Annotated in this window: 18 protein-coding genes and 1 pseudogene; 11 read left to right on the forward strand and 8 right to left on the reverse strand. The window is 68.8% G+C overall.

Going from position 1 to position 24,303, the window contains the following annotated elements; genetic code table 11:
- Nucleotides 1–65: 65 nt before the first annotated feature.
- Together AN216_RS19170 and AN216_RS19175 are read right to left on the reverse strand one after the other, a co-directional pair.
- Nucleotides 66–1,448, reverse strand: a complete 1,383-nt coding sequence (locus AN216_RS19170; protein ID WP_070197940.1) for an alpha-amylase — start codon at nucleotides 1,446–1,448, stop codon at nucleotides 66–68.
- 206 nt (nucleotides 1,449–1,654) lie between these two features.
- Nucleotides 1,655–2,362, reverse strand: a complete 708-nt coding sequence (locus AN216_RS19175; RefSeq protein WP_338059265.1) for a L,D-transpeptidase family protein — start codon at nucleotides 2,360–2,362, stop codon at nucleotides 1,655–1,657.
- A 350-nt stretch (nucleotides 2,363–2,712) separates the two neighbouring features.
- Here AN216_RS19175 and AN216_RS19180 point away from each other — a divergent pair, with 350 nt between their 5' ends.
- Together AN216_RS19180 and AN216_RS19185 are read left to right on the forward strand one after the other, a co-directional pair.
- Nucleotides 2,713–4,728 carry an ABC transporter transmembrane domain-containing protein gene (locus AN216_RS19180; protein WP_070197984.1) on the forward strand — a complete coding sequence of 672 codons (2,016 nt, stop codon included), beginning with the start codon at nucleotides 2,713–2,715 and terminating at the stop codon, nucleotides 4,726–4,728.
- Entirely contained in the window at nucleotides 4,725–6,506 is a 1,782-nt protein-coding gene (locus tag AN216_RS19185) for an ABC transporter ATP-binding protein (protein WP_070197941.1), read from the forward strand. The genes AN216_RS19180 and AN216_RS19185 overlap by 4 nt, the downstream gene beginning before the upstream one ends.
- A 141-nt stretch (nucleotides 6,507–6,647) precedes the next feature.
- On the opposite strand, the gene AN216_RS19190 is transcribed toward AN216_RS19185, so the two are convergent.
- Entirely contained in the window at nucleotides 6,648–7,439 is a 792-nt protein-coding gene (locus tag AN216_RS19190; RefSeq protein ID WP_070197942.1) for a metal-dependent hydrolase, read from the reverse strand.
- 140 nt (nucleotides 7,440–7,579) lie between these two features.
- Between AN216_RS19190 and AN216_RS19195 the strand changes: the two genes are divergently transcribed.
- Together AN216_RS19195 and tesB are read left to right on the forward strand one after the other, a co-directional pair.
- A complete protein-coding gene (locus tag AN216_RS19195; protein ID WP_070197943.1) occupies nucleotides 7,580–10,117 on the forward strand; it encodes a DEAD/DEAH box helicase in 2,538 nt (845 codons plus the stop codon).
- Nucleotides 10,118–10,171: 54 nt separating this feature from the next.
- Nucleotides 10,172–11,056: an acyl-CoA thioesterase II gene (gene tesB / locus AN216_RS19200; RefSeq protein WP_107402039.1), complete on the forward strand. Its 885-nt coding sequence runs from the start codon at nucleotides 10,172–10,174 to the stop codon at nucleotides 11,054–11,056.
- On the opposite strand, the pseudogene AN216_RS31100 reads toward tesB, so the two are convergent.
- A pseudogene (locus AN216_RS31100) lies at nucleotides 11,025–11,937 on the reverse strand (DUF6397 family protein). The gene tesB and the pseudogene AN216_RS31100 overlap by 32 nt on opposite strands.
- Nucleotides 11,938–12,208: 271 nt before the next feature.
- The gene (locus AN216_RS19205) at nucleotides 12,209–12,601 is read right to left on the reverse strand and encodes a roadblock/LC7 domain-containing protein (protein ID WP_070197945.1); all 393 of its coding nucleotides are present in this window, start codon (nucleotides 12,599–12,601) and stop codon (nucleotides 12,209–12,211) included.
- Between the two features lie 294 nt (nucleotides 12,602–12,895).
- Here AN216_RS19205 and AN216_RS19210 point away from each other — a divergent pair, with 294 nt between their 5' ends.
- Nucleotides 12,896–13,759: a hypothetical protein gene (locus AN216_RS19210; protein WP_070197946.1), complete on the forward strand. Its 864-nt coding sequence runs from the start codon at nucleotides 12,896–12,898 to the stop codon at nucleotides 13,757–13,759.
- An 85-nt stretch (nucleotides 13,760–13,844) separates the two neighbouring features.
- Here AN216_RS19210 and AN216_RS19215 read toward each other — a convergent pair whose 3' ends face one another.
- The gene (locus AN216_RS19215; RefSeq protein ID WP_070197947.1) at nucleotides 13,845–14,027 is read right to left on the reverse strand and encodes a hypothetical protein; all 183 of its coding nucleotides are present in this window, start codon (nucleotides 14,025–14,027) and stop codon (nucleotides 13,845–13,847) included.
- Nucleotides 14,028–14,398: 371 nt separating this feature from the next.
- Between AN216_RS19215 and AN216_RS19220 the strand changes: the two genes are divergently transcribed.
- Both AN216_RS19220 and AN216_RS19225 read left to right on the forward strand, forming a co-directional pair.
- Complete coding sequence (locus tag AN216_RS19220; RefSeq protein ID WP_420855772.1) at nucleotides 14,399–17,239, forward strand: DEAD/DEAH box helicase; 2,841 nt, start codon at nucleotides 14,399–14,401, stop codon at nucleotides 17,237–17,239.
- Nucleotides 17,236–18,567 carry an SWIM zinc finger family protein gene (locus AN216_RS19225; RefSeq protein WP_244502533.1) on the forward strand — a complete coding sequence of 444 codons (1,332 nt, stop codon included), beginning with the start codon at nucleotides 17,236–17,238 and terminating at the stop codon, nucleotides 18,565–18,567. The genes AN216_RS19220 and AN216_RS19225 overlap by 4 nt, the downstream gene beginning before the upstream one ends.
- Nucleotides 18,568–18,725: 158 nt before the next feature.
- On the opposite strand, the gene AN216_RS19230 is transcribed toward AN216_RS19225, so the two are convergent.
- Both AN216_RS19230 and AN216_RS19235 read right to left on the reverse strand, forming a co-directional pair.
- Nucleotides 18,726–19,526, reverse strand: coding sequence for an SGNH/GDSL hydrolase family protein (locus AN216_RS19230; RefSeq protein ID WP_070197949.1), 801 nt, complete (start codon nucleotides 19,524–19,526; stop codon nucleotides 18,726–18,728).
- 156 nt (nucleotides 19,527–19,682) lie between these two features.
- Nucleotides 19,683–20,261, reverse strand: a complete 579-nt coding sequence (locus AN216_RS19235; protein ID WP_212732728.1) for a septum formation family protein — start codon at nucleotides 20,259–20,261, stop codon at nucleotides 19,683–19,685.
- 741 nt (nucleotides 20,262–21,002) lie between these two features.
- Between AN216_RS19235 and AN216_RS19240 the strand changes: the two genes are divergently transcribed.
- From AN216_RS19240 to AN216_RS19255, 4 genes are all read left to right on the forward strand, one after another.
- The gene (locus AN216_RS19240) at nucleotides 21,003–21,473 is read left to right on the forward strand and encodes an ATP-binding protein (protein WP_079166758.1); all 471 of its coding nucleotides are present in this window, start codon (nucleotides 21,003–21,005) and stop codon (nucleotides 21,471–21,473) included.
- Between the two features lie 336 nt (nucleotides 21,474–21,809).
- The gene (locus tag AN216_RS19245; protein WP_070197987.1) at nucleotides 21,810–22,610 is read left to right on the forward strand and encodes a basic amino acid ABC transporter substrate-binding protein; all 801 of its coding nucleotides are present in this window, start codon (nucleotides 21,810–21,812) and stop codon (nucleotides 22,608–22,610) included.
- Nucleotides 22,600–23,391, forward strand: a complete 792-nt coding sequence (locus AN216_RS19250; protein ID WP_070197951.1) for an amino acid ABC transporter permease — start codon at nucleotides 22,600–22,602, stop codon at nucleotides 23,389–23,391. The genes AN216_RS19245 and AN216_RS19250 overlap by 11 nt, the downstream gene beginning before the upstream one ends.
- 5 nt (nucleotides 23,392–23,396) lie before the next feature.
- Nucleotides 23,397–24,200: an amino acid ABC transporter ATP-binding protein gene (locus tag AN216_RS19255; protein WP_107402040.1), complete on the forward strand. Its 804-nt coding sequence runs from the start codon at nucleotides 23,397–23,399 to the stop codon at nucleotides 24,198–24,200.
- Nucleotides 24,201–24,303 lie beyond the last annotated feature (103 nt).

The following is a 24,303-nucleotide window of genomic DNA, read 5'->3' on the forward strand; positions in this document are numbered from 1 at the left end:
GCGCGCTGCCCGCCCGGCGGCTCGGGCGGGCAGCGCTGGGGCGCGCCAGTGGCGCACCTCGGAGGTTACTGCGTGGCGCCGGTGTGCAGGGCGAGCGCGCCCTTCGCCGGGAGGGTGGCCTCAACCGACCCGTCCTCCGCCACGGTCACCGTGTTGTCCGCGCAGTCGTCCGGCGCTGCCTGGGCGACGTTGCAGTAGGTACCCGCCGGCAGGGAGCTGCTGAAGGACTTCTGCAGTTCTCCGTCGCCCGCGTTCAGGGCGACGAAACCCTTGTCCCCACGACTGAAGGAGAGCGCGCCGCCCTCCGCCCACCAGTCCGTCAGCTCGGCGTCGCCCACGGCGTTACGGAAGCCGACCATGCCGGTGATCTTGGGATTGGCGTACATCCTCGTGAATCCCTCGTCGCCACTCGGCGGCCCGGCGTCCTCCTCGGAGAACTCGTAGCCGGAGTAGACGTTCGGGGAGCCGTAGGGGTGGGCCAGCATGAAGGCGTTGGCCAGGGTGTAGAGGTCCCCGTCCTTGTAGGACAGCGTCGAGCCGTTGCGTTCGGTGTCCCAGTTGTCGACGAACGTACGGGCCTTGCCGCTCTCCAGCTTGCCCTCGGCGATGCTCTTCAGTTGTCCGAGGTCCCCGCTCTGGAAGGCGCTCTTCAGGTGGGTGCCGTAGCGGAACTCGTCGACGTCCCCCAAGCCGACGTACTGTTCCGGCGTGATGGGCTCACCAGCGCCGTGGATGACCTCCGAGACCCAGAACCCGGGGTCGGACATCTTGCTCTTGATTCCCTCGAGATCGCCGGGCGTCATGTGCTTCGCCGCGTCGATGCGGAACCCGTCGACACCCATGCCGCGCAGTGTGTCGAGGTACTCGGCGATGGTGGACTGCACCGCGTCACTGCCGGTGTCGAGGTCGGCGAGTCCGACCAGTTCGCAGTTCTGCACCTCCTCGGCGTTCTTGTAGTCCTTGATGTCCTCGCGGCACCCGTGGAAGTCGCCGTCCTGGTAGTAGCCCGGGTAGTTGTACTTGGTGTACTCGGTGCCGCCGGTTCCCGTGCCGGAGCCGGCGGACATGTGGTTGATGACCGCGTCCGCGATCACCTTCACGCCCGCCTCGTGGCAGGCGTTGACCATGGCCTCGAAGTCCTGGGCGTTCCCCAGTCGACCGGCGATCTCGTAGCTGACCGGCTGGTAGGTGGTCCACCACTGGTCACCGGCGATGTGCTCAGTCGCGGGCGAGACCTCGACGTACCCGTAGCCTGAGGGCCCCAGACTGTCCGTGCACGCCTGGCCGACCTTGGCGTACGGGGTCTGGAAGAGGGTTGCGGTGACGGTCTTCTCGCCGGGCGGTTCCGCCTGTGACTGCCAGGGGGCGACGACGTACAGACCGCCGGTGGCCAACACTCCGGCCATCGCTCCGCCCAGCAGACGCTTCCTGTTCCTACGGCTTCGCATACTGCGGCTCCTTCGTCCTGGGACACAGCAGTGCCCTGGGAGGCAGCCACGCGCCAGGCCACCGGGGGGATTTGGGAGTGAGCTTGCGTCAACAGCGGGAGCACGTCAAGACTCGGCGCAAGAGTTTCCGATACCTTGCAGAAAGGAGTTTCATACGCTCGACTCCCGCCCCTTTTGCTCCCTGACCCACGTCCAGGCCGCGGACTTCACTTCCGAAGCGTGTCCCGGTCACCCATCACGACCACCGGGCGCCGGTCCGGGTCGAGGGTGCGTAGCAGTCGCTTCATCCCGGCGCTGGAGATGCTCACACAGCCAGAGGTGCCGCTGCCGTGGTCCACGTGCAGCCAGATGCCACCGCCCTTGGACTGACCGCGCGGTCGAGTGGGATCGAGTGGCGAGGTCCCCCGCACCCGGTTGTAGTCGATGGCGATGACCCGGTCGAAGTCGTGCCTGGTCTTCTTCGGCCAGTACGTCGGCGGGGTGAAGGACTCGGACTGGGTGTACGGAAGTCCACTGCCCGGGTCGGGCAGTACGCCTCCCGCATCCGTGAGGGTGAACACGCCCGTCGGACTCCGCTTGTCGCCCTCTCGGTGATCGGGTGTCCAGCCGCGCCGGCCGTTGTGACCTCGCCATTCGAACTGGCGCCGGAAGCGGTCACCGTCCTTGGTGTACAGCGCGACCGTCGACCGGGCGGAGTCCCTCCCCTGGCCGTACACGGCCACCACCTGCCGGGCGGCCTGGGGAATCCTCGCGTGCATCCGGTCACCCACCCCCGGGACACGCGGGTACGACCTGGACGCTTCCGGACCCTTGTCGGAACTCCCGGGCGAGGAGGGCCCGTTCCCCACGGGGTCCGGGCTCGGGACCTCGCTCCCGCCGACACAGCCACCCAACAGCACTGACAGCGCGGTCACGGCCGCTCCCGAGACCACGATGCGGCGCGTACGACCGCCCGCACGACTCGCACCGGACCGGCCCCTGTTCACCGAGCCATCATCTCACTCGACGCTCGCCTACGCGGGGGCATGCCGGAAAACCTGTTGCGGTCCGGCGGGAATTGTCGAAAGGCTGCCTACCTAGTCCTTTTCGCTCCACATCCACCACATCCGAGGGTCCCGACGGGCCCGACCGCGGCGGCCGGTACACCGGCTCGTCGCCGCCCTCTGCTCGCCGCTCCCCAGATCTCCCGCCAGGGCCCGGAAGGCTGACCTCGCCCGTGCGGGTGCCACCGCTGTGTTTCGTTTCGATGCCGCCCAAGGACGTCATGCTGATTCGTGAACTGCCGTACGCCGACCCGGGGGTACCCGATGCCCGATCCGGCCGTCACTTCCTCTTGTGGTTGGGGAGGATGCAGTGGGCGGGACAGGCGAAGTCCCTGGCCTGGGGGCTGCTGCACATGGGTGGCATCGCGGCGGTCCCCCTGGTGATGGGCATGGCGATCCAGGCAGTGGTGACGGGTTCTGGGGCCCGACTCGCGGTGGCCGGTGGCCTGTTGGCCCTGGTCGGTGTGGCCTCGACGGTGGGTGACACGATGTTGCACCGCACCGCCGTAAGCAACTGGATCACCGCGGCGGCGCGCGTACAGCAGCTGCTGGCCCGTCGTACCGCCGAGTTGGGCGCCACCCTCACCCAACGGGTGGCCGCCGGCGAAGTGGTGGCGGTGTCCACCGGCGACATCGAGAAGATCGGCTGGTGCGTCGAATCGGTCTCCCGGTTCAGCGCGGGACTGCTCGTCGCTCTGGGCGTCGGTATCGGACTGGTCATCTATGAGCCGCAGCTCGGACTGTTGGTCGCGGCCGGGCTGCTGGTCCTGCTGCTCACCATCCTCCCGCTCCTGCCACGGGCTACCAGACGGGCCGACGTCCAACGGGAGGAGGCAGGCCGGGCGACCGAACTGGCCGCGGACACGGTGGCCGGGCTGCGCGTGCTGCGGGGCATCGGTGGCGAGGAACTGTTCCTCGAGCGCTACCGCCGGGCTTCCCAGAGGGTGCGCAGGGCAGCCGTGCGCACCGCCCGCATGTGGGCGGCGATCGAGGCCGTACAGGTGGCTCTGCCGGGGTTGTTGCTGCTCGGGGTCGTCTGGCACGGCACACGGCTGGCGTTGGACGGGCGGATCGCGGTCGGCGAGTTGGTCACCGTCTACGGTGCGGTCACCTTCCTGCTCGTCCCGCTGCGGATGTTCCAGGAGTTCGCGATGGCGTACTCCTTCTCCAGGCCCTCAGCCGCCCGTGCGGCTCGGGTGCTCGCCCTGCGACGTACGGAGGAGGCGCACCCCACCCGCCCGTCCGGCGGGCCACCGGACGGGGACGCTCTCCGCACGCGTGACGACGCGTGGTCCGAGGACCAGGACCAGGAGGACATCGTCGAACCGAACGCGGATCTCTTCGACCCGGAAACCGGACTGTGTGTTACCGCGGGTGGCCTCACGGCGGTGGTGTGCGGCGATCCGGATGTGGCGGGGCGGCTCGCCGCGCGGCTGGGCGGCCACGTCCCCGAACCAGCTTCGGAAGCGGAATCCGAGCCAGGCGGAGACCCGTACGATGCCGAGGCTGGTTCCGAGGACGGCTCTGCCGGGGACTCGAAGGATGGCAGTGCCGGCGCTGCCGTGCGCGACGCTGACGAGGGTAAGGCGCCCCATCCGGTGCTCCGTCAGCCGTCAGTGCGGCTCGGGGACACGCCGTTGGACGAACTGCCGCTGGACACCGCGCGCGGCACGGTACTCGTACAGGACAAGGACCCTGTGCTCCTCTCCGGCACGCTCCGGGAGCTGTTGGACGTCCCCCGCTCGGGTCGCGTCTCGGCTCGGGAGGCCCTGGAGGCGGCCCGGTGCGGCGATGTGCTGGAGGCGCTGGTGCGCAGTTCGCCGGAGAGCGGCGGTGATCCGATGGCCGCGAGTATCACGGAACGGGGCCGGTCGTTGTCCGGTGGCCAACGACAGCGGCTCGCGTTGGCGCGCTCCCTTGTCACCGATCCTCGGGTGCTCGTGCTCGATGATCCGACGAGCGCGGTGGACGCGCACACCGAGGCCCGTATCGCCGAGAGCCTGCGCCGGATCAGGACGGGGCGCACCACGGTGGTGTTCTGCTCCAGCCCGCTCATGCTCGACCGGGCCGACGAGGTTCGGCTGATCAGCGAGGGCAAAGCCGTCGCCTCCGGAAGCCACCAGGAGTTGCTGCGGGACAACCAGGCTTACCGCCGCATCGTCACCCGCGAGACACACGACGGATCCACCGAAGAGGCCGAAGCAGCAGCAGAGGCCGAAGGGACCGTGACGGCATGATCGGCGTACCACCTCCTGGGTACGACCCTTCCGGACCGCAGTCGACCACCACGCTTCCGGTCGGCGGTTCGATGACCGTGCGCGCCTACGTGCGTGAGCTGGTTCGGCGACACCGGCGCGCCTTCACGGTGCTGGTGGTGGTGAACACACTGGCCGTGACCGCGTCCATGGTCGGCCCGTATCTCCTCGGTGGGCTGGTGGAAGACCTCGCGGCGGGGCAGCGGGATCTTCCGCTGGGATGGACCGTGACCGTGTTCGCCTTCGCCCTGGTGGTGCAGACCTATTTCGTACGCCAGGTGCGTATCCGCGGTGCGGTGCTGGGCGAGCACATGCTGGCTGACCTACGCGAGGACTTCCTCGTACGCTCCGTCCAACTGCCGCCCGGCATCCTGGAGCGGGCGGGCACGGGCGACCTGCTGTCCCGTATCACGACCGACATCGACCGGCTCGCCGACGCCATGCGGGAAGCGGTCCCCCAACTCGCCATCGGGGTGGTGTGGGTCGGGCTGTTGCTCGGCGCGCTGACCATCACCGCGCCGCCGCTCGCGCTGGCCGCGCTCATCGCGCTGCCCGTGCTGATGGTCGGCTGCCGTTGGTACTTCCGCCGAGCGCCGGGGGCCTACCGCGCGGAGGCCGCCGGCTACGCCGCGGTGGCGGCGGCACTGGCTGAGACCGTGGACGCCGGACGCACGGTCGAGTCCCACCGCCTGGGTGCGCGGCGGGTCGCGCTGTCCGACCGACGGGTGGGGGAATGGACGGCCTGGGAGCGGTACACGCTCTGGCTCCGCACCATCCTGTTTCCGACGGTCAACCTCAGCAACGTCCTGATCCTCGGCGGGGTGCTCGTGCTCGGTGGCGTGTTCGTGCTGCAGGGATGGATCACGGTGGGGCAGTTGACGACGGGCGCCCTGCTGGCGCAGATGCTCTTCGAACCGGTCGGACTGATCCTGCGCTGGTACGACGAACTCCAGGTTGCTCAGGTGTCGTTGGCACGTCTTGTGGGTGTGCGCGAGATCGAGCCGGAGGACGGAGAGGATCATGTCGCTCCGGATGGTCGCGACATGCGGGCGGACACGGTGCGCTTCGGCTATCACGAGTCCGTGGACGTGCTGCACGGCGTATCGCTGGCGGTGCCCTCGGGGACCAGGATCGCGCTGGTCGGGCCGTCCGGAGCGGGCAAGTCCACCCTCGGCCGCCTGCTGGCCGGCATCTACGCTCCGCGTTCCGGCGACATCACGTTGGGCGGCGCGGAGTTGACCCGAATGCCGGCGGAACGCGTTCGGTCCCATGTCACCCTCGTCAATCAAGAGCACCACGTGTTCGTCGGTTCGCTCCGCGACAACCTGCTCCTGGCACGTACGGACGCGGATGACCACGAACTCTGGTCGGCTCTCCGGGCGGTGGGAGGCGAGGGCTGGGCCCGGGGGCTGAGTGACGGCCTGGACAGCGAGGTGGGCTCCGGCGGACAGGCCGTCACGCCCGCGCAGGCCCAACAGGTGGCGCTGGCCCGGCTCGTACTCGCTGATCCGCACACGCTCGTGCTGGACGAGGCGACATCACTGCTCGACCCACGGGCGGCACGTCATCTGGAACGCTCACTCGCCCAGGTGCTCGAGGGCAGGACGGTGATCGCGATCGCGCACCGGCTGCACACCGCCCACGACGCCGATGTCATCGCGGTCGTTGAGGAGGGCCGGATCAGCGAACTCGGGAGCCACGAGGCCCTGGTGCGCGAGGGCGGTCCGTATGCCGCGCTGTGGCGCTCATGGCACGGCTGAGCGGGCGGAACCCCGACCAGCCTCCGCTCACGCTACCGGCACATCGATCGATGAGCAGGCGGGCGCCAGCGCGTACTAGCCGCGCCATCATCCGAGGACGCGTAGGACCGCGCCCCGGCCTCACGACGGCGCCCGTGTGGCTCAAATGACCCCCAGAGCACTCACGCCGCCTATCCCGCCCAGCACCATGAACAGGGGCATCAGCACCTTGACCTCGACCCAGGACCCGGCCCGGAAGCGCATGAAGCGCGGGGTGCCCAAGGGATACCAACGCCTGCCGGCTATCCGTATCGGCCACAACACCGGACAGCCGGATATGGTCAACGCGTCACCGAGGTTGTGCACCATGGCCCCCAAGACGACCGGCAGGCCCAGCCACATGTACTCCTGCCCTGGGCCGGTGAACAGCCAATTCGCCCCGTTGCCCGAGCGGTCCAGCAGGTCGGCCAGCAGCCACGCGGAGACCGCGCCGAGCAGCCAGACCAGTATGTCGCTGGAAACCCGCGCCATGCGCCACAGCAGTCCCTCCACCGCGAGCACGGCGTGGATGAAAAGTATGACCAGCACTGCCCAACGGTCCCCCAGGACGGCGAGGGCGGAGAACCCGGTGCCGATCAGAACGGCCCAGATCCAGGTGTGAGTGAGAGTCCTGTGTCCGCCGGATCGGCGGCGCTCGCCGCGCCCCCGGGTCGCGTTGAAGACGGTCTCCGAGAGCTTGTCGATCACCCCGCACAGCGCTTTGGACAGCGGCCCGAAGGCCCTCGATATCGTGGCCGACTTCTGATCCAGGTCCGGAGCCAGAGCTGCCCCCGCACAGATCAGCGTGCCGACGAGAAGCACTGGCCATGGCATGCGGTGACCGAGCGCGTCAGCGACTGCGCCCGCCCCGAGCCAGGCAGCCGCCCCGGACAGGGAATGCGCCGGTCCCATCATCGTTGATCCCGCCCCTTTGTCCTTCTTCTACGTGTTGTCCTACCGGGCAAACGGTCCGCCGAACGGCCGGCGACTCAGGGTAGCGCTCCGATGATCACCTCGCGCCACCGGTTCCCGCATACAAGCGGAAGCGAGGCAAGATGGAGGGCGTGACAGCCACCTTGATCGATCAGATTCCATCGAACGCCGATCCGGACCCCCTCTTCGAGGCGTTCGCCGCCTGGACGCAGGATCGAGGCATCACCCTGTATCCGGCCCAGGAAGAGGCACTGATCGAGGTGGTGTCCGGCTCGAACGTGATCCTTTCGACGCCTACCGGCTCCGGAAAGAGCCTCGTCGCCGCGGGGGCTCACTTCGCCGCCCTCGCCCGCGACGAGGTCACCTTCTACACCGCTCCGATCAAGGCGCTGGTCTCGGAGAAGTTCTTCGACCTGTGCAAGCTCTTCGGTACGGAGAACGTCGGGATGCTGACCGGAGACGCCTCGGTCAACGCGGACGCCCCGGTCATCTGCTGCACTGCTGAGGTGTTGGCCTCCATCGCGCTGCGGGACGGCGCCGACGCGGACATCGGCCAAGTCGTGATGGACGAGTTCCACTTCTACGCGGAACCGGACCGCGGCTGGGCCTGGCAGATTCCCCTGCTGGAACTCCCGCGTGCTCAGTTCATTCTGATGTCGGCCACACTGGGCGACGTCAGCAGGTTCGAACGGGATCTGACCCGCCGGACGGGTCGGGACACGGCCGTGGTGCGGTCGGCGTCCCGACCGGTACCCCTGTCCTACGAATACCGCACCACGGGACTGACCGAGACACTGACCGAGCTCCTCGAGACCCACCAGGCTCCGGTGTACATCGTGCACTTCACCCAGGCGCAGGCGGTGGAGCGGGCACAGGCCCTGATGAGCATCAACATGTGCACCCGAACCGAGAAGGACGAGATCTCCGAACTCATCGGCGGCTTCCGGTTCAGCACGAAGTTCGGTCGGAACCTCTCGCGTTACGTGCGGCACGGCATCGGGGTGCACCACGCCGGGATGCTGCCCAAGTATCGGCGACTGGTGGAACGCCTGGCACAGGCCGGGCTGCTCAAGGTCATCTGTGGCACGGACACCCTGGGTGTCGGAGTCAACGTGCCCATTCGCACCGTGCTGTTCACGGCGTTGAGCAAGTACGACGGTAGTCGGGTGCGGATCCTGCGGGCCCGGGAGTTCCACCAGATCGCCGGCCGGGCGGGTCGAGCCGGTTACGACACGTCCGGACTGGTCGTCGCGCAGGCCCCGGAACACGTCGTGGAGAACGAGAAGGCCCTGGCGAAAGCTGGTGACGATCCGAAGAAGCGGCGCAAGATCGTTCGCAAGAAGGCGCCCGAGGGCTTCGTCAACTGGAGCCAGCAGACGTTCGAGAAGCTGATCGCCTCCGATCCCGAACCGCTCAACTCCCGCTTCCGTGTCACCCACGCCATGCTGCTCTCCGTCATCGCGCGGCCGGGTGACACCTTCACCGCCATGCGTCGTCTGCTGGAGGACAACCACGAGGATCGGCGTGCCCAACTGCGGCACATCCGCCGGGCCATCGCCATCTACCGTTCGTTGCTGGACGGCGGGGTGGTGGAGCAGCTGAGTCCCGGCTCCCCGGACTTCGACGGCGGGGATCGTATCCGTCTGACCGTGGACCTCCAGCAGGACTTCGCCCTCAACCAGCCGTTGTCCACCTTCGCGCTCGCGGCCTTCGAGCTGCTGGAACCGGAGTCGCCGTCCTACGCGCTCGACATGGTTTCCGTGGTCGAGTCCACGCTGGACGACCCTCGCCAGATCCTCGCGGCGCAGACCAACAAGGCCAAGGGTGAGGCGGTCGCCCAGATGAAAGCGGACGGGATGGAGTACGAGGAACGGATGGAGCGGCTGATGGACATCAGCTATCCACAGCCGTTGGAAGAGCTGCTCTCGCACGCCTACGACCTGTACCGCAAGTCCCACCCCTGGGTGGGTGATCACCCGCTCTCCCCCAAGTCCGTGATCCGGGACATGTACGAACGAGCGATGACCTTCTCCGAGTTCGTGTCCTTCTACGAACTCGCCCGCACCGAGGGCATCGTGTTGCGGTACCTGGCCAGCGCCTACAAAGCTCTGCAACACACGGTCCCGGATGACCTGAAGTCCGAGGACTTCCAGGACATCATCGAGTGGCTGGGCGAGATGGTACGGCAGGTCGACTCGAGCCTGCTCGATGAGTGGGAGCAGTTGGCGAACCCGGCGGACGAGACAGCTGAGGAGGCGCTGGAGCGAGCCGACGAGGTCAAACCCGTCACCGCCAACAACCGGGCGTTCCGCGTGCTGGTACGCAACGCGCTGTTCCGTCGGGTCGAGCTCGCCGCCCTGGACAAGGTCGAGGAGTTGGGCGAGCTCGACGGAGAGGACGGTTGGGACGCGGCAGCCTGGGCCGCCGCACTGGATGCGTACTGGGAGGAGTACGACGACCTGGGAACCGGGCCAGACGCTCGTGGTCCGGGCCTGCTGCGGATCGAGGAGGTGCCGGAGGAGAGGCTGTGGCGTGTCCGGCAGACTTTCGCCGACCCGAGCGGTGATCATGACTGGGGGATCTCCGCCGAGGTCGACCTCGTCGCCTCCGACTCCGAAGGTCGGGCCGTTCTGAAGGTGACAGATGTCGGTCAGCTCTGAGCGAGCCGCACCGCCATATCCCGTCTCTCCCGCGTCCTTGAAGGAGTACTGACTTTGAACGAGGCCACTCCCGCGGAACGACTCGTGGATCTGCTCGGGTTGGAACGCATCGAACTCGACATCTTCCGTGGCCAGAGCCCGGACGAGTCGCTGCAGCGGGTGTTCGGCGGGCAGGTGGCCGGGCAGGCCTTGGTCGCCGCCGGTCGCACCACCGAGGGGGACCGGCCGGTGCACTCGCTGCACGCCTACTTCCTGCGCCCGGGGAAGCCGGGAATCCCCATCGTCTACCAGGTGGAACGGGTACGCGACGGACGCTCCTTCACCACTCGGCGAGTCGTCGCCGTCCAACAGGGTCGGACGATCTTCCATCTCACTGCCTCCTTTCATCAACCGGAGACCGGCATTGAGCACCAACTGGCCATGCCCGCGGTGCCGGACCCGGAAGACCTGCCGAAGCTGGCCGACGAGATCCGAGCTCGGCTGGGTGTTCTCCCCGAGCCGCTGGAGCGGATGGCACGTCGCCAGGCATTCGACATTCGGTACGTGGATCGGCTGCGCTGGGACGTCCAGGAGCTCCAGGGCGCCGAGCCGCGCAGCGGGGTCTGGATGCGTGCGATCGGCTCGCTGGGCGACGACCCTCTCGTGCACACCTGTGCGCTGACCTACGCCAGTGACATGACTCTGCTCGACGCCGTACGCATCCCCGTGGAACCACTGTGGGGACAGCGTGGCTTCGACATGGCCTCCCTCGATCACGCCATGTGGTTCCATCGGCCGTTTCGTGCCGATGAGTGGTTTCTCTACGAACAGGAGTCGCCTATCGCCACCGGAGCCCGTGGTTTGGCCAGGGGTCAGATCTACGACCGGTCAGGGCAACTCATCGTGTCCGTCATGCAAGAGGGCCTCTTCAGACACCTCGGCCCACGTCGCAACGCATAACGGCGGCCCCTCTCCCCCGAGGCCGGCACCCCGGTCCGCCCACCATCCGCCCGGGGGTCGGGCCCGATCCCCCGGGCCTTCGGGCAGGGCGGGCATGAGGGGCATGGGGGGCATGAGGGGCATGAGGGGCATGGCGGGACCGCCCCACGCGGGCCGTGACCGCCTCGCGAGCGTCCTCCAAGTCCGCGGACAGCAGCAAGCGATGCCACAGCATCTCCTCCCCCGCGTGAGCCACGCTCAGCTCAGCGATGGCGTCACGCATCGCACGCGACGTCGAACGTCCATCGGCGAAGTCCGGTCGGAGCCAGATCAGACGGGCCCGCTCACGAGAATCCGGCACCGCCTGCAGGAGCGTGTCAGCGTCGAGCACCGCTGCTCGTGCCGCCGCACGTGCCCACGGCCCCGGGGCCAATCGACCGAGCTGCGCGATGCGCCTGCTCCGCCAGTGTCGTGGACGGAAATCCGCGCCCTCGCTCAGGACCGCGCGCAGGGGCGCCGGCAACGGACCGCTGAGCAGATCCGGTCGCCGCACGCGGAACAACTCCAGCTCATGCGCCAGGTAACTCCACGTCACCACGCGGTGGCGGTTGATCCGAAATCGCACGGGGCGGAAGCAGCCTCCACGCGCCAGCCGATGGAACCTGGCTGGCCCGGGCACCTCCGACCGCGCTGACCTCTCGCAACCGCCGTCGCAGGTCATCCGGGAATCCCGGGGAACTCTTGACGGCTTCCAGGGCCGCGACGGGCACCCTGCGCTGCTGTCCACCCCCGGCAATCGTGGGCACCTCCAAGAGCTGCACGGCCAGGGCGAACTCCTGAGGCCGCAGCCTCAACTCCTGGGCAGCCTGCCGAGCGGAGACGGTCTCCGGCACATCAATCATCCCCTCGAACTCACCGCATCACTGTGAGTAGTCAAGCTATGCCGGGTCGAGCCCCCCTCCAAGCCCCTGTGGATAACGGCGTCCGGCAGTAGGTGAGTGGGAGAGGGAGTGCGTCGGGGCCCTAGTCCGGCAAGGCGGAGGAGGGAGCGGCCCGAGGCTGGCGCCCGATGACCACGTAGTCGGACGCCGGGCATGAGCGTGCGCCCTGCACAGGGTGCCGCTCACCCACTGCCGGACGCTCCAACCTTTCCGGCAGCTGCCGAGCCCTTCCTCAGGGCGTGTTCCGCGAGCCCACACCCAGGTGTTCGCCGACCCGATTGACCAGCAGCGTCATCTCGTACGCCACCTGTCCGATGTCTGCTTCCGCGTTCGCGAGCACACACAGGCAGCTGCCTTCCCCAGCCGCCGTGACGAAGAGGACACCCTGGTCGAACTCGATCATCGTCTGCCGCACCCGACCCACTCGGAAGTGCTCACCGGAGCCCTTGGCCAGGCTGTGCAGGCCGGAGGAGACAGCCGCCAGGTGCTCGGCGTCCGGCCGGTCCAGCTCCTGGTTCTTCGCCGTCACCAGTCCGTCATTGGAAAGGACCAGCGCGTGCCGGACGGATGAGACCCGCTGTATGAGGTCGTCCAACAACCAGTCGAGCCCAGAGCTCAGTGCCATCTCCCCGTACCCCCTTCTCCGCAGCAGCTGCCGTGCCACCCTTACCCATGACAGTACGGTCGGCAACCTCTTCCCGGGGCCAAAGCGGAACTACGACCCTGGCACAGCCATTCCGCGCATGACAGGAGAGTAACGGACACTACGGGTGTGTCGGGCGGGGCAGTTGGGAAACCGAGCCAAGGCCAAGTCGCCCAGCCATCCACGAGGGCCGCGACCCGAGGGCACGCCCTACCCCGCCGGTGACCCCGGAGTTAGAGTGCTGCGAACCCTGTGCCCAGAAGGGATCGATCCCGCGTGACCACCAACGACGTCGAGACCAACGATGGCCAGCGCGCCGAAACGGAAGACGCGCTCTTCGTACTGACGGCCGTGCTCCTCACTCCCGCGCAGTTCCCGAGCGTGCTGGGGGACGACTATCCGGAAGCCTGCGACGCGCTGGGGCTTGCCCCCCGCCCCGACGGGTACGGCCTGGTGCTGGGGCAGGATCAGGACGGCGCCCGATGGACGGTGGTCACCGAGGACGTCACGCTCGTCGCCTGCGCCGTCGCCGCCTGGGACTGCGGGATGGAGTACGACCTCTCGCCGAACGAGCGCACCGTGACCGGGACTCTCCCCGGCTGGCCGCTCGCTGTGGCGGTCTCCACGCCTGGTGTCCCACCACCTCACGACCCGCCACCGGAAACCGACCCGTGGGGAGAGCCACTCCACGTCCTCACACCTCCGAACGCCGAGGTCTGGGGCCCTGAGCAGCGCCGATTGGGTGCGGACGAGATCGCTCTGCAATGGGCGAGCTGGCGGGCTCAGGTGGAAACCGACGACGTGACCCTCGTCCAGCCCGATCCCGAGCCAGCAGACCCCGAGGCGGCCGGCCCCGATGCCGCTCTCGTCGACAGCCCCGTACGCAAGGTGCTGCGGGAGCTGGCTGGCTACCTGGACGCCCCTCCGCCACCGGGCAGAATCCGCTCCGCCTTCGCCTCCGAGGACTCCCGCACGCTCCGCATCGACGGGCCTGGCTGGAGCGTCGTCGCACGCACCGATGACATAGCGTTCGTGCTCCTGGACGACGAGCCGGGTGAGGTGTTGCCGGTGGGCCGCGGCCCTCAGCTGCCCATGCTTCTACGCTCGCTCGACGACATCGCCGTACGCCCGGCCGCCTGAGTCACCACACGCTCCACCCACTCGTGCCAGGCCGGCCGCAGACCCAGCTGACCGGCACCCCGGCAGGTGACGGACAGCGCACAGGTCAGCGCCCCAACTCCTTGCGCCGGACTCTGCGCAACCGCGCGCGCTGGCTGGGGTCGAGAGTGAGGTACGCCGCCACGGGAACGCCGACGATCACCAGTAGAGCGATCCAGAACGTCGTCAGATACCACAGGAGCAGGCCAACGGCCACGCCTCCCAATGCGACCTTTCCGCTGTTCGTCATCTGGGCTCCTCCTCCGCGACGGCGGGTGTCACCGTTCTTCTTCATTCAACGCCTTCCGCGCTCGTCGCGTTCCTACCCGTTGTCCGGCATGTTTCTCCCGGCTGTTCCGGTCAGGTACTCTCGCCAGCCCACACCGTCTAATCAAATTTGAGGAGTGGAGGAGCGCCGTGCCCCGCCCGTCCGCACCCAGCACGCCACACACATGTCCTGAGCTGGTCCACTGTGCCGCGGTCTTCCTGCCCGGTGAGCAACCCAGCGCCAGTCGTGTCGCCTTCTGGCGTCCGGACGGGGCCCCGCCGGGCTCTGCCGAAAACCTCACGTCACTGCCACTCGCGCTCTCCGACCCGGACGGCACGGTCCGGGTCCGTTCCATGCCCGCCCAGCGCCTGACGGTCCCGGACGCGCTCCCCGTCCTCACCAGAGCTCGCGCCACACGTCCCGAAGGAGCGGCGGGCTTCTGGGGCTTCGCCACGGTGCTGGCACTGCGGTTCGTGGCCCGCGGGCTGTTGCTGCCCGGGCTCACTCCCGAGGGACGCGACTCCTGGCGGCTGGGTCCGCTGACCTCCACCGATCTGGCACAGGTGCGCGACCTGGCGGCGGCGATGCCGCCGCACGCCCACGCCGTACCCCTGCCCGACAGCGATCCCACACGGCTCCCCGAGCCGACGACTCTGCTACGCGGCTTCATGGACGCCGTGGCCGACGGACTGCCCCGCAGTCCCGCGGCGGTGCTGGCCACGGGCAGCTCCCCCTACGCGGGCGCGGCCGACCGACCGCTGCCCGAGCTGCGGGGCTGGGCAACCGAGGTGGCCGCTGGGCACGACACCGGCCTGCGACTCGCCCTACGCGTCGAGGTCGCCGGGCTCACCGGAGACCCGACCGGCAGCGCGACCCAAGCACCGCTCCGGGACGACGACCACGCGGACGGAACCGAAGACGAGCACCCAGCGCACACAGCTGGCCAGGAGAGCCAGGAGCACGAGCCGGCGCTCTTCCGGGCGGTGCTCCAACTGCACAGTCCGCATGACCCGACGCTCGTCGCCGACGCCGCCGAGGTGTGGTCGGGCGGCTCACTCCTGGCGGCGGACCTCGGCCCGCGAGCACGTGCGGACATCCTGCTCACCCTGCGAAGGGCGGCTGGCGTCTGGGAGCCGCTCACACCGCTGCTGTCCAGTCCGGTCCCGGACGCGGTCGAGCTCTCCGAGGAGGAGGCCGCCGAACTCCTGCGTCCCGCGACCCAACAGGCGCTGGAAGCCGCCGGCCTCGCCACGCACTGGCCCACGAAGCTCGTCCACACACTGACGACACGCGCCGTCGTCGGTCCGGAGAGCGACGACGTTTCCACGGCGGGCACGCCCGGGCCCGCCCGTCCCGGCACGCACGGTTCCGGTCACGGATTGCTGTCCGGCTCCTCCCTACTGGCCTTCAGCTGGCGGTTCGCCATCGGCGACCAGGACGTGACCCGGGCCGAGCTGGATCGGCTGGCGGCCGCCGGTCGTCCGCTGGTACGGCTGCGTGGCCAGTGGGTGCTGATCGATCCGGAGTCGCTACGACGTGCCCAGCGGCGTCGCGATCGGCAGCTCAACGTGGTGGAGGCACTCGCTCCGGTACTGACCGGAACGGCCGGGGAGCAGGACGAACAGCTTCCGGTGGAAACCACGGGCTGGCTCAGCGAGCTGCGGGACCAGCTGACGGCGGCACACGCGGGCGCAACGGACGTGGACCAACCGACACCGCAACCCGCCGCTCTCGCCGCCACCCTGCGCGACTACCAACTGCACGGTCTTGACTGGCTGCGCCGCATGACCTCGCTGGGGCTGGGCTGCTGTCTCGCCGACGACATGGGGCTGGGCAAGACGATCACCCTGATCGCGCTCCACCTGCACCGGCAGGGCGAGTGCGACACCGCCGGGCCCACCCTGGTGGTCTGTCCGGCCTCCATGCTCGGCAACTGGCAGCGGGAGATCGAGAGGTTCGCGCCCGGCGTTCCGGTGCGCCGCTACCACGGGCCGACGCGCTCTCCCCAGGACCTCGAGTCCGCCGTGGAGTCGGGAGGCGCGCCGTTCGTACTCACCACCTACGGCACCATGCGGCGCGACGCGGCCACCCTCGCACAACCCCCCGGTGATCGTTGGGGACTCGTCGTCGCGGACGAGGCTCAGCACGTCAAGAACCCGTTCTCCGGCACCGCGAGGCAGCTGCGTACCCTCCCCGCCGGCGCCCGCGTCGCGCTTACCGGCACTCCCGTGGAGAACAACCTCTCCGAACTGTGGGCCATTCTCGACTGGACGACCCCGGGGCTCCTCGGCCAACTCGGTACGTTCCGCCACCGCTACGCCGACGCCGCCGAGAGCGGAACCGACCAGGCCGCGGCGGAGCGGCTGGCACGGATCGTACGACCCTTCCTGCTGCGCCGCCGCAAGACCGACCCCGGCATCGCGCCCGAACTGCCCGCCAAGACAGAGACGGACCGCGCGGTGGCGCTCACCAGGGAACAGGTGGGGCTGTACGAGGCCGTCGTGCGTGACGGGCTCGCCGGGCTGGCCGGCACTGACGGACTCGCCCGACGCGGCCGGGTCGTCAAGCTGTTCACGGCGCTCAAGCAGATCTGCAACCACCCGGCGCAGTACCTCAAGGAGGAACAACCCGCCCTGGACGGTCGTTCCGGCAAGCTCGAGCTGCTGGACGAACTCCTGGACACGCTGCTGGCGGAGGACTCCCGAGTACTGGTCTTCACCCAGTACGTCGAGTTGGCCCGGCTGCTGGAGGAGCACCTGGCCGAGCGGGGAATCCGTACCAGGCTCCTGCACGGCGGTACGCCGGTCGCCAGGCGGGAAAAGTTCGTGAACGAGTTCCAGGACGGCACGGTGCCGGTGTTCCTGCTGTCGCTCAGGGCGGCCGGCACCGGCCTCAACCTGACCCGCGCCGACCATGTCGTGCACTACGACCGTTGGTGGAACCCGGCGGTCGAGGCGCAGGCCACCGATCGGGCGTACCGCATCGGGCAGACCCGCCCGGTACAGGTGCACCGACTGATCACGGAGGGGACCATCGAGGATCGCATCGCCACCATGCTGGAACGGAAGCAGGCGTTGGCCGACGCCGTGCTGGAGACGCCGGAGTCGGCCCTGACCGAACTCTCCGACGCCGCGCTGGCGGAACTCGTCAGCCTGCGCGAATCCCGGCCACTGTCGGAGGGGAGCGCGCGTTGACCGATGACGAGCGCACCTTCGAGGCACTACCGCCCGCCCGTGGCCAGGGCTTCGCGCGTACGTGGTGGGGCCAGGCCTGGCTGCGCGCGCTGGAGGACACCGCCCTGGAGGCGGAACAGCTTCGCCGGGGACGACGCCACGCCCGCCAGGGTGCGGTGGGTGCGGTGACCGTACGCCCGGGGCGGATCACCGCGGTCGTACGTGACCGGGACGGCACACCCCACCGCTCGGACGTGCTCGTCCGGCAACTCCCCGACTCGGACTGGGAGCTGCTGCTGGAAGTGATCACGGGAGAGGCCGGGCATCTGGCGGCGCTTCTCGACCAGGACCTGCCACCCCGATTGATCGAGGACGCCGCGAACGCCGGCGTGGAGCTGTTGCCCGGTATCGGCGAGCTGGAGCCCGAGTGTGCCTGCGATGCCTGGGACCACTGCCCGCACACCGCCGCGCTGAGCTACCAGGTGGCGCGGGTGCTGGACCAGAGTCCGCTGACGCTTCTGCTGCTACGGGGCCGGGGTGAACGGGCCCTGTTGGCCGAGCTGCAGACACGCGCGTCGGCCGAGCCCGGCAAGCGTCCCGACGACCTCGGCGCGGTCGCCGGAGGGGTGAGTGCGTACGCGACCGGCGCGGCTGACTCCTCCGGAAGGGAAACGCCGGCGGACCAACCGGGAGTTCCGGCCGAGGAGGCGTTCGTCCTCGGCGCCATCCTGCCGCCCCTCCCCTCCCTGCCACCGCCCGTGTCCGCACCCGGCAGGCCGCCCGTGCTGAGCGGCGGTTCGCCGCCCCCGTCGGAGGCCGGCGTGGACGTCACGGCGCTCGAGTTCCTGGCCTGGGCCGCCGCCGTACGGGCTCACCGGGCACTCGGTGACGCGCTCACGCCCGAGCATGCCCGGAACCCTCCGGAAGCGCCGCTGACGCCCGCGGAGGACGCCGTACGACTGGCCGCGCTGGACCCCGAGGAACGGATCGCCGCCCGGCTGGCCAGCGGCAGCGGGCGCAGCCGGGTCGGGCTCGACAGGGCCGTGCGTGCGTGGAAGTTCGGCGGGCGCCGAGCACTGGCCGTACTCGAGGGCGACTGGCGGCCGTCGGCGGAGGCCTCGGCTCGGGCCCGTGCCCAGGTGGCCACGGCGTGGCCGGAGGCGGAGGGCCGTCCCGCACTGCGCGTCGACGGCAGTCACTGGACGGTGGTGGGCGAGGAGGTGCAACTGCGCTACGGACCGCGGGGGCGCTGGTGGCCGTACCGCTGGGAGGGAGGCGCGTGGTGGCCGGCCGGGTCCTCCGAGGCGGACCCCGCCACCGCGCTGGCGCTGCTCCGCACGCCTCGCTGAGCGCGACGGGCGACACGTGACGGGGGTCGGGTGCGACACCGTCGGAGCGCGTCGCGCTACCGCGCCGCGACGCGCTCCGGGGTGCCGGCCGGAGTCGGCACTCCACCGACTCCCGGAGGAAACCGCCCGTGGGCGTTACCGGAACTCGCTCGTCCAGCTCAGGCCAGGCCCTCGAGGACCGGGTAGTAGCCGCCGGACTGACCGGCGGCGGTGGGGTGGTAGGAGTCACCGATCGGGAAGGTGACGCTGTGCAGCCACTCGTCCGCGGAACAGATCTCGTGGCCGGTGAAGTTGGTCCGGACGTCGCCGTAGTCGAAGCCATGGTCGGCGGCGCGCTTCGAGGTCACGTCGCTCAGTTGGTCCGCGACACCGTTGATGGCGGCGCGTGACTCCTCGCTGAGGCCCACCGAGCAACTGCCGTTCAGTTCGTACATCCTGGGGTATCCCAGCACGACGACCTGAGCGGAGGGAGCCTTCTCGGAGATGGCGGAGTAGACGGCGTCCAGCTTCCCCGGGAGGGTGTTGGACACGTAGTTGCTGGCTTCGTCCATGCGCGTCAGGCAGGCACTTTCGCCCTGGAGTACGCAGGTCTGCATGGCGTCGGCGAATCCGGCGTCGTTCCCCCCGATGCTGATGCTCACCAGACTGGTGGAACTGTCGAGGGGGCCGAGCTGATTGGCGATCACATCGTCGGTGACGGCGCCGGAGCAAGCGGTGAAGTCGAAGGAGCTGGGAGAGTTCTCGGCACTCCACAACTCCGGGTAGGCGTTGGGACTGCGTTTGCAATCTCCACTGTCGGGATCGTAGTCACCGGCCCCCACGCCGGAGGAGTACGAGTCGCCGAGTGCGACATACGAAGGGGCTGCCTCCGCCGCGTCGGCAGCGACAGCCCCGGTGGTGGTGAGTCCCAGGAAAACGGTCGCGGTGGTCGCTGTGGTAGCCCATCTTTGCAGCTTCACGTGCGCCTCTCATCGGTCACAGGAGAGAGCTTCTGACGTGACGAGTAATAGCAGCACGGCGGCAGTTGGAGAAGTACGCGGACAGCGCGCACACCTAATGTCGGGCTTCTTCCCCGACCGCAGACCGGACAATGCTCCGCAGCGGGTGACAAACCGTCAGAGCGCGTCGTACAGCTTCTGTCCCTCGCCGGCGGTGAGGCTGCACGTGACCGTGCGCATGCCCATCCGCACACCGGATGCCTTCGGGTACTGCACCAAGGTGCCGCCGACCGTGGATTCGCCCTGTGCCGCGTCCCGCATCGGTCCCTCGCACAGTGCGTCCGCCCTTTCCCGCACGGCGGAGTCGGTGTCGTACTCCTTGTCCAACTTCTCCTGGTGCACCACTTCCGCGTCGTGTGCGGCGGAGCACTCCACCGGTTCGCCCTGTCCCTGCCCCTCCGCGATGTCGAAGCAGTCCCCGACGTCCATCTGGAAGGCCGGCCTGGGGCCGTCCGAGGGAGTCGGCATGATGTCCTCGAAGTCCCGAGGACTCTCCTCCTCCGTCGGATAGTCGTCCGTCGGGTAGTCGTCCGGGGGGTAGTCCTCGGGCTCGCCGCTGTCGGTGGGCAGCGGCTCAGCGGAGCTCTCCGTCGTCGTCGGGGTGGGTGAGCCTCCCGCCTCCGTGCTTCCGCCGTCCCCCCGGAAGACCAGCACCGCGCTGGTTATCAGGGCGACGGCCACCACCGCGGAGATCACGATGGCGACCACCGCCCGCCGGCCGTTACCACCCGGCGGCGGAGGGGGTGGTGCGCTGCCCGGAGGCCCGAAACCTCCCGACCCGGGCGGACCGAAACCACCCATGGGACCGGGACCGCCGGGCGGCGGCGGGTAATTGTGGAACGGCGGTTGACCGGGCGGCGGTTGGATGGGTGGTTGACTCGGCGGAGGCGGCAACGACATGAACCCATTCTGTCATGCCTTCCTCACACACTGCGATCAAGGGTGACCCCGGGGCGGAGGGCGTAGCCGCCGGGGCAACCGAGTTCGCGGGCCGGTCGAAACGGGACGACCCCGGCAGGCTTCCGCGCCAACTCCGGCGACTCCTCACCGGGTGATGCCGACACATTCCGCGATCCGATCCACACACGGCGAGTCCGCAGGCGGGAGTAATTCCCACGGGAATTCGTCGGCACGCTGCCCCTTTCCGTCCACCGGGCGGGCCGTGCCACGCCTCGCATCCGGGACGTGCCCTGCACGTTCGTACAAGGGGTCGGATTTCTACCGTAATTTCAGTAATCACTGACCCAGCATCCCGTGTGCAATGAGGGGAGCGGTTCCGCCCGAACGGGTTCACGGTGCCCTCAACGGTCGTCAACTCCCCTCGCACAAAAGGAGTTTGACAGGGCCGCATATGACAACGACAGAGTGCCGGGTATGATTCCGTAATTTGCAACCTGTTCCTTGCCATTCGCCGGCCCCGGGCCGCATAGTGTCCTGGTGGCTTCCCCCCATGAGGCGCTCCCCGTCGAGTGCAGCGTCGCACCGAGCGTCGCGCGCCCGCTCAGGGACGCGTTCCACCTGCCGGCTCTCGACGCCTCGGTCTCCGAGGCGCGTCGCCTGGTGTTGGAGCGGCTGCGTGAGTGGGGCGTCGCCGCGGACTCCCGGGACAACGCGCAGCTGTTGGTTTCCGAGCTGTTCACCAACGCGGTGCGGCACACGGACAGCGAGAAGGTCAGCTGTGAGCTGTGGGTGATCGGGGTGCGGCTGCGCCTGGAGGTGACGGACGAGGGCGGCGGGGAACCACTCCAGCGGCCGTGCGGTGCGAACGCGGTGGACACCGAGGGCGAGAACGGCCGAGGGCTGCTGCTGGTCAGCGTACTGGCGGACGAATGGGGGATAAGGCCCGACGAGCACGCGCAGGGCCACGCCGTGTGGGCCGAGCTGCCGTGCGACCGTACGGTTGACTGACCGAGGGAGGTCTCGCACCGGTAGCACCTACGCACTGCCAGCATGACGGCGTGAGCGCCCGGTCAGCCTGCGACAGCGAGCGGGCGACGCTCAGCCGAAGCTGGCGGACACCTCGGCTCCGACCCGCCTCTTTGCCTGCCTCGCGCAGCCTGAGCTGCGATCTTCCGGCGCGAGCGTTATGCGGTCGCAACCTGCCCGCCCGGGACAGACAGCGGTGCCGATGGCAGTATGCAGCGCAACTTACCGATCTTGTCGGATCGACACCGGTCGGTCGGAAAGCCGAGGCATCCACCCTCTGGAGGAACTGTGTCATCCCCCCGTACGTCACGCAGGTCGCTGTCTCTCGTGGCCGCCGCCCTCTCCGTGGGACTGCTGGCCGCCACCACCGCGTGCACGAGCACCGAGAGCACGGGCGGCGACGGGTCCGAAGTCTCGCTGGTGGAACCCGGCAAGCTGACCACCTGCACGCACCTCCCGTACGAACCGTTCCAGGTCAAGAAGGACGACGAGATCGTCGGCTTCGACGTGGACATCGTCGACCTGGTCGCCAAGTCGCTCGACGTCGAGCAGAAGATCGTGGACACGCCGTTCGAGGGCATTCAGTCCGGTGAGGATCTGAACGCCAACAAGTGCGACCTCGCCGCCGCCGGCATGACGATCACGGACACCAGGAAGAAGAACCTCGACTTCAGCGATCCGTACTTCGACGCCACCCAGGCTCTCCTGGTCAAGAAGGGCAAGAAGTACGACTCCTTCGAGGACCTCAAGGGCAAGAAGCTCGGTGTCCAGCAGGCCACCACGGGAGCGACCTACGCCAAGGAGAACGCCAAGGGCGTCGAGTTGGTGCAGTTCGAGGACCTCGCGCTGCTGCTGACCGCGGTCAAGACGGGGCAGGTGGACGCGGCCATCAACGACAACGGGGTGCTTTTCGACTACGTCAAGCAGAACGACAAGACCGAGGTCACCACCGAGATGGACACCGGCGAGCACTACGGCATCGGCGTCCGCAAGGGCAACGACGCGCTGCGCAAGGAGATCAACTCGGTGCTCAAGAAGTCCAAGAAGGACGGCAGCTACGACAAGATCTACAAGAAGTGGTTCGGCAAGGCCCCCGAGGGAGCGAACAGTGACAAGTAAGCTCTCCCGGCGCCAGCGGGCGAAGCTCATACGCACGGTGCAGTACGGCGTGCTCGCGCTCGTGGTGCTCGTGTTCGCGTTCGCCGCGAACTGGGGCGAGATCCAGCGCGCGTTCTTCGACCTCGAAGTCGCCAAGGACCAGTTCCCGGACATCGTCACCACCGCGCTGCTCAACACCGTCATCTACACCGCGCTCGGCTTCGCCTTCGGGCTAGCCCTCGGCCTGGTGCTGGCACTGATGCGGCTGTCCAAGGTGCCGCCCTACCGGTGGCTGTCGATCGCCTACATCGAGTTCTTCCGTGGCGTCCCCGCGCTGCTCGTCTTCATCGCGCTGGGCTTCGGCGTGCCGCTGGCCTTCCAGGTCGCCATCAACCAGTACGCCACCGTCATGCTCGCCCTGGGTCTGGTCGGCGCGGCCTACATCGCCGAGACGATCCGGGCCGGAATCCAGGCGGTCCCCAAGGGCCAGCTCGAGGCGGCACGTTCGCTCGGGATGTCGCAGGGCCGGGCGATGATCTCCATCGTCATCCCGCAGGCGTTCCGGATCGTGCTCCCGCCGCTGACCAACGAGCTGATCCTGCTGACCAAGGACTCCTCGCTGGTCTACCTGCTGGGCCTGTCGCTGACCCAGTACGAACTCGCCAAGTTCGGCCGGGACGCGCTGAACGAGAATCGCAGCCTGACCCCGATCCTGATCGCCGGGCTGCTGTATCTGGTCATCACCCTCCCGCTGGGGCACCTGGTGCGCCGGCTGGAGGCCCGTACGGCGAAGGCCAGGTGAGGGACATGGCAGAGAACATCACGAAGCTGGACAAGGGCCCGGAGGCGCCGGCCGCCGAGGCCATCCGGCTGGAGGGACTGCACAAGTCCTTCGGCGAGCTGGAGGTGCTGAGCGGCATCGACCTGGACGTCCGGCGCGGCGAGGTCGTCTGTGTCATCGGACCGTCTGGTTCCGGGAAGTCGACCCTGCTGCGCTGCGTGAACCTGCTGGAGGAGCCGACCTCCGGCAAGGTGGTCGTCGCCGGTACCGAGGTCACCGACCCGGACGTGGACATCGACCGGGTACGCCGCCGCATCGGTATGGTCTTCCAGTCCTTCAACCTCTTCCCGCACCTGACCGCGCTGGACAACCTCACGATCGCCCAACGCCGGGTGCTGGGCCGGGACCAGGCGGTGGCGGAACGGACCGCGCGGCACAACCTGGAGCGCGTCGGACTGACCGACAAGGAGTCCGCCTACCCCTCGAAGCTCTCCGGCGGACAGCAGCAGCGGGTGGCGATCGCCCGGGCCCTGTCGATGGAGCCGGAGCTGATGCTCTTCGACGAACCGACCTCGGCGCTCGACCCGGAGCTGGTCGGGGACGTGCTGGCCGTCATGCGCACCCTCGCCCGGGAGGGCATGACCATGTTGGTGGTCACCCACGAGATGAGCTTCGCGCGCGAGGTCGCGGACCGTGTGGTGTTCATGGACGAGGGGGTCATCGTGGAGGAGGGGGCGCCGGCTCAGGTGGTCGGTGATCCGCAGCAGCCGCGTACCAGGGAGTTCCTCTCCCGGGTGCTGGACCCGGCGGCGGCACAGCTCTCCGAGTGATCGTGGCTTAGCGGGTGACCGGCCTCGCGTCACCCGCCCGGCCGGTCCGGTGCCGACGGTTGGCTGGCGGACCGCGGCGTGTCCGCCGGCCAACCGTGGTGGA

The sequence above is a fragment of the Streptomyces oceani genome (assembly GCF_001751245.1).
Lineage (GTDB): Bacteria > Actinomycetota > Actinomycetes > Streptomycetales > Streptomycetaceae > Streptomyces > Streptomyces oceani.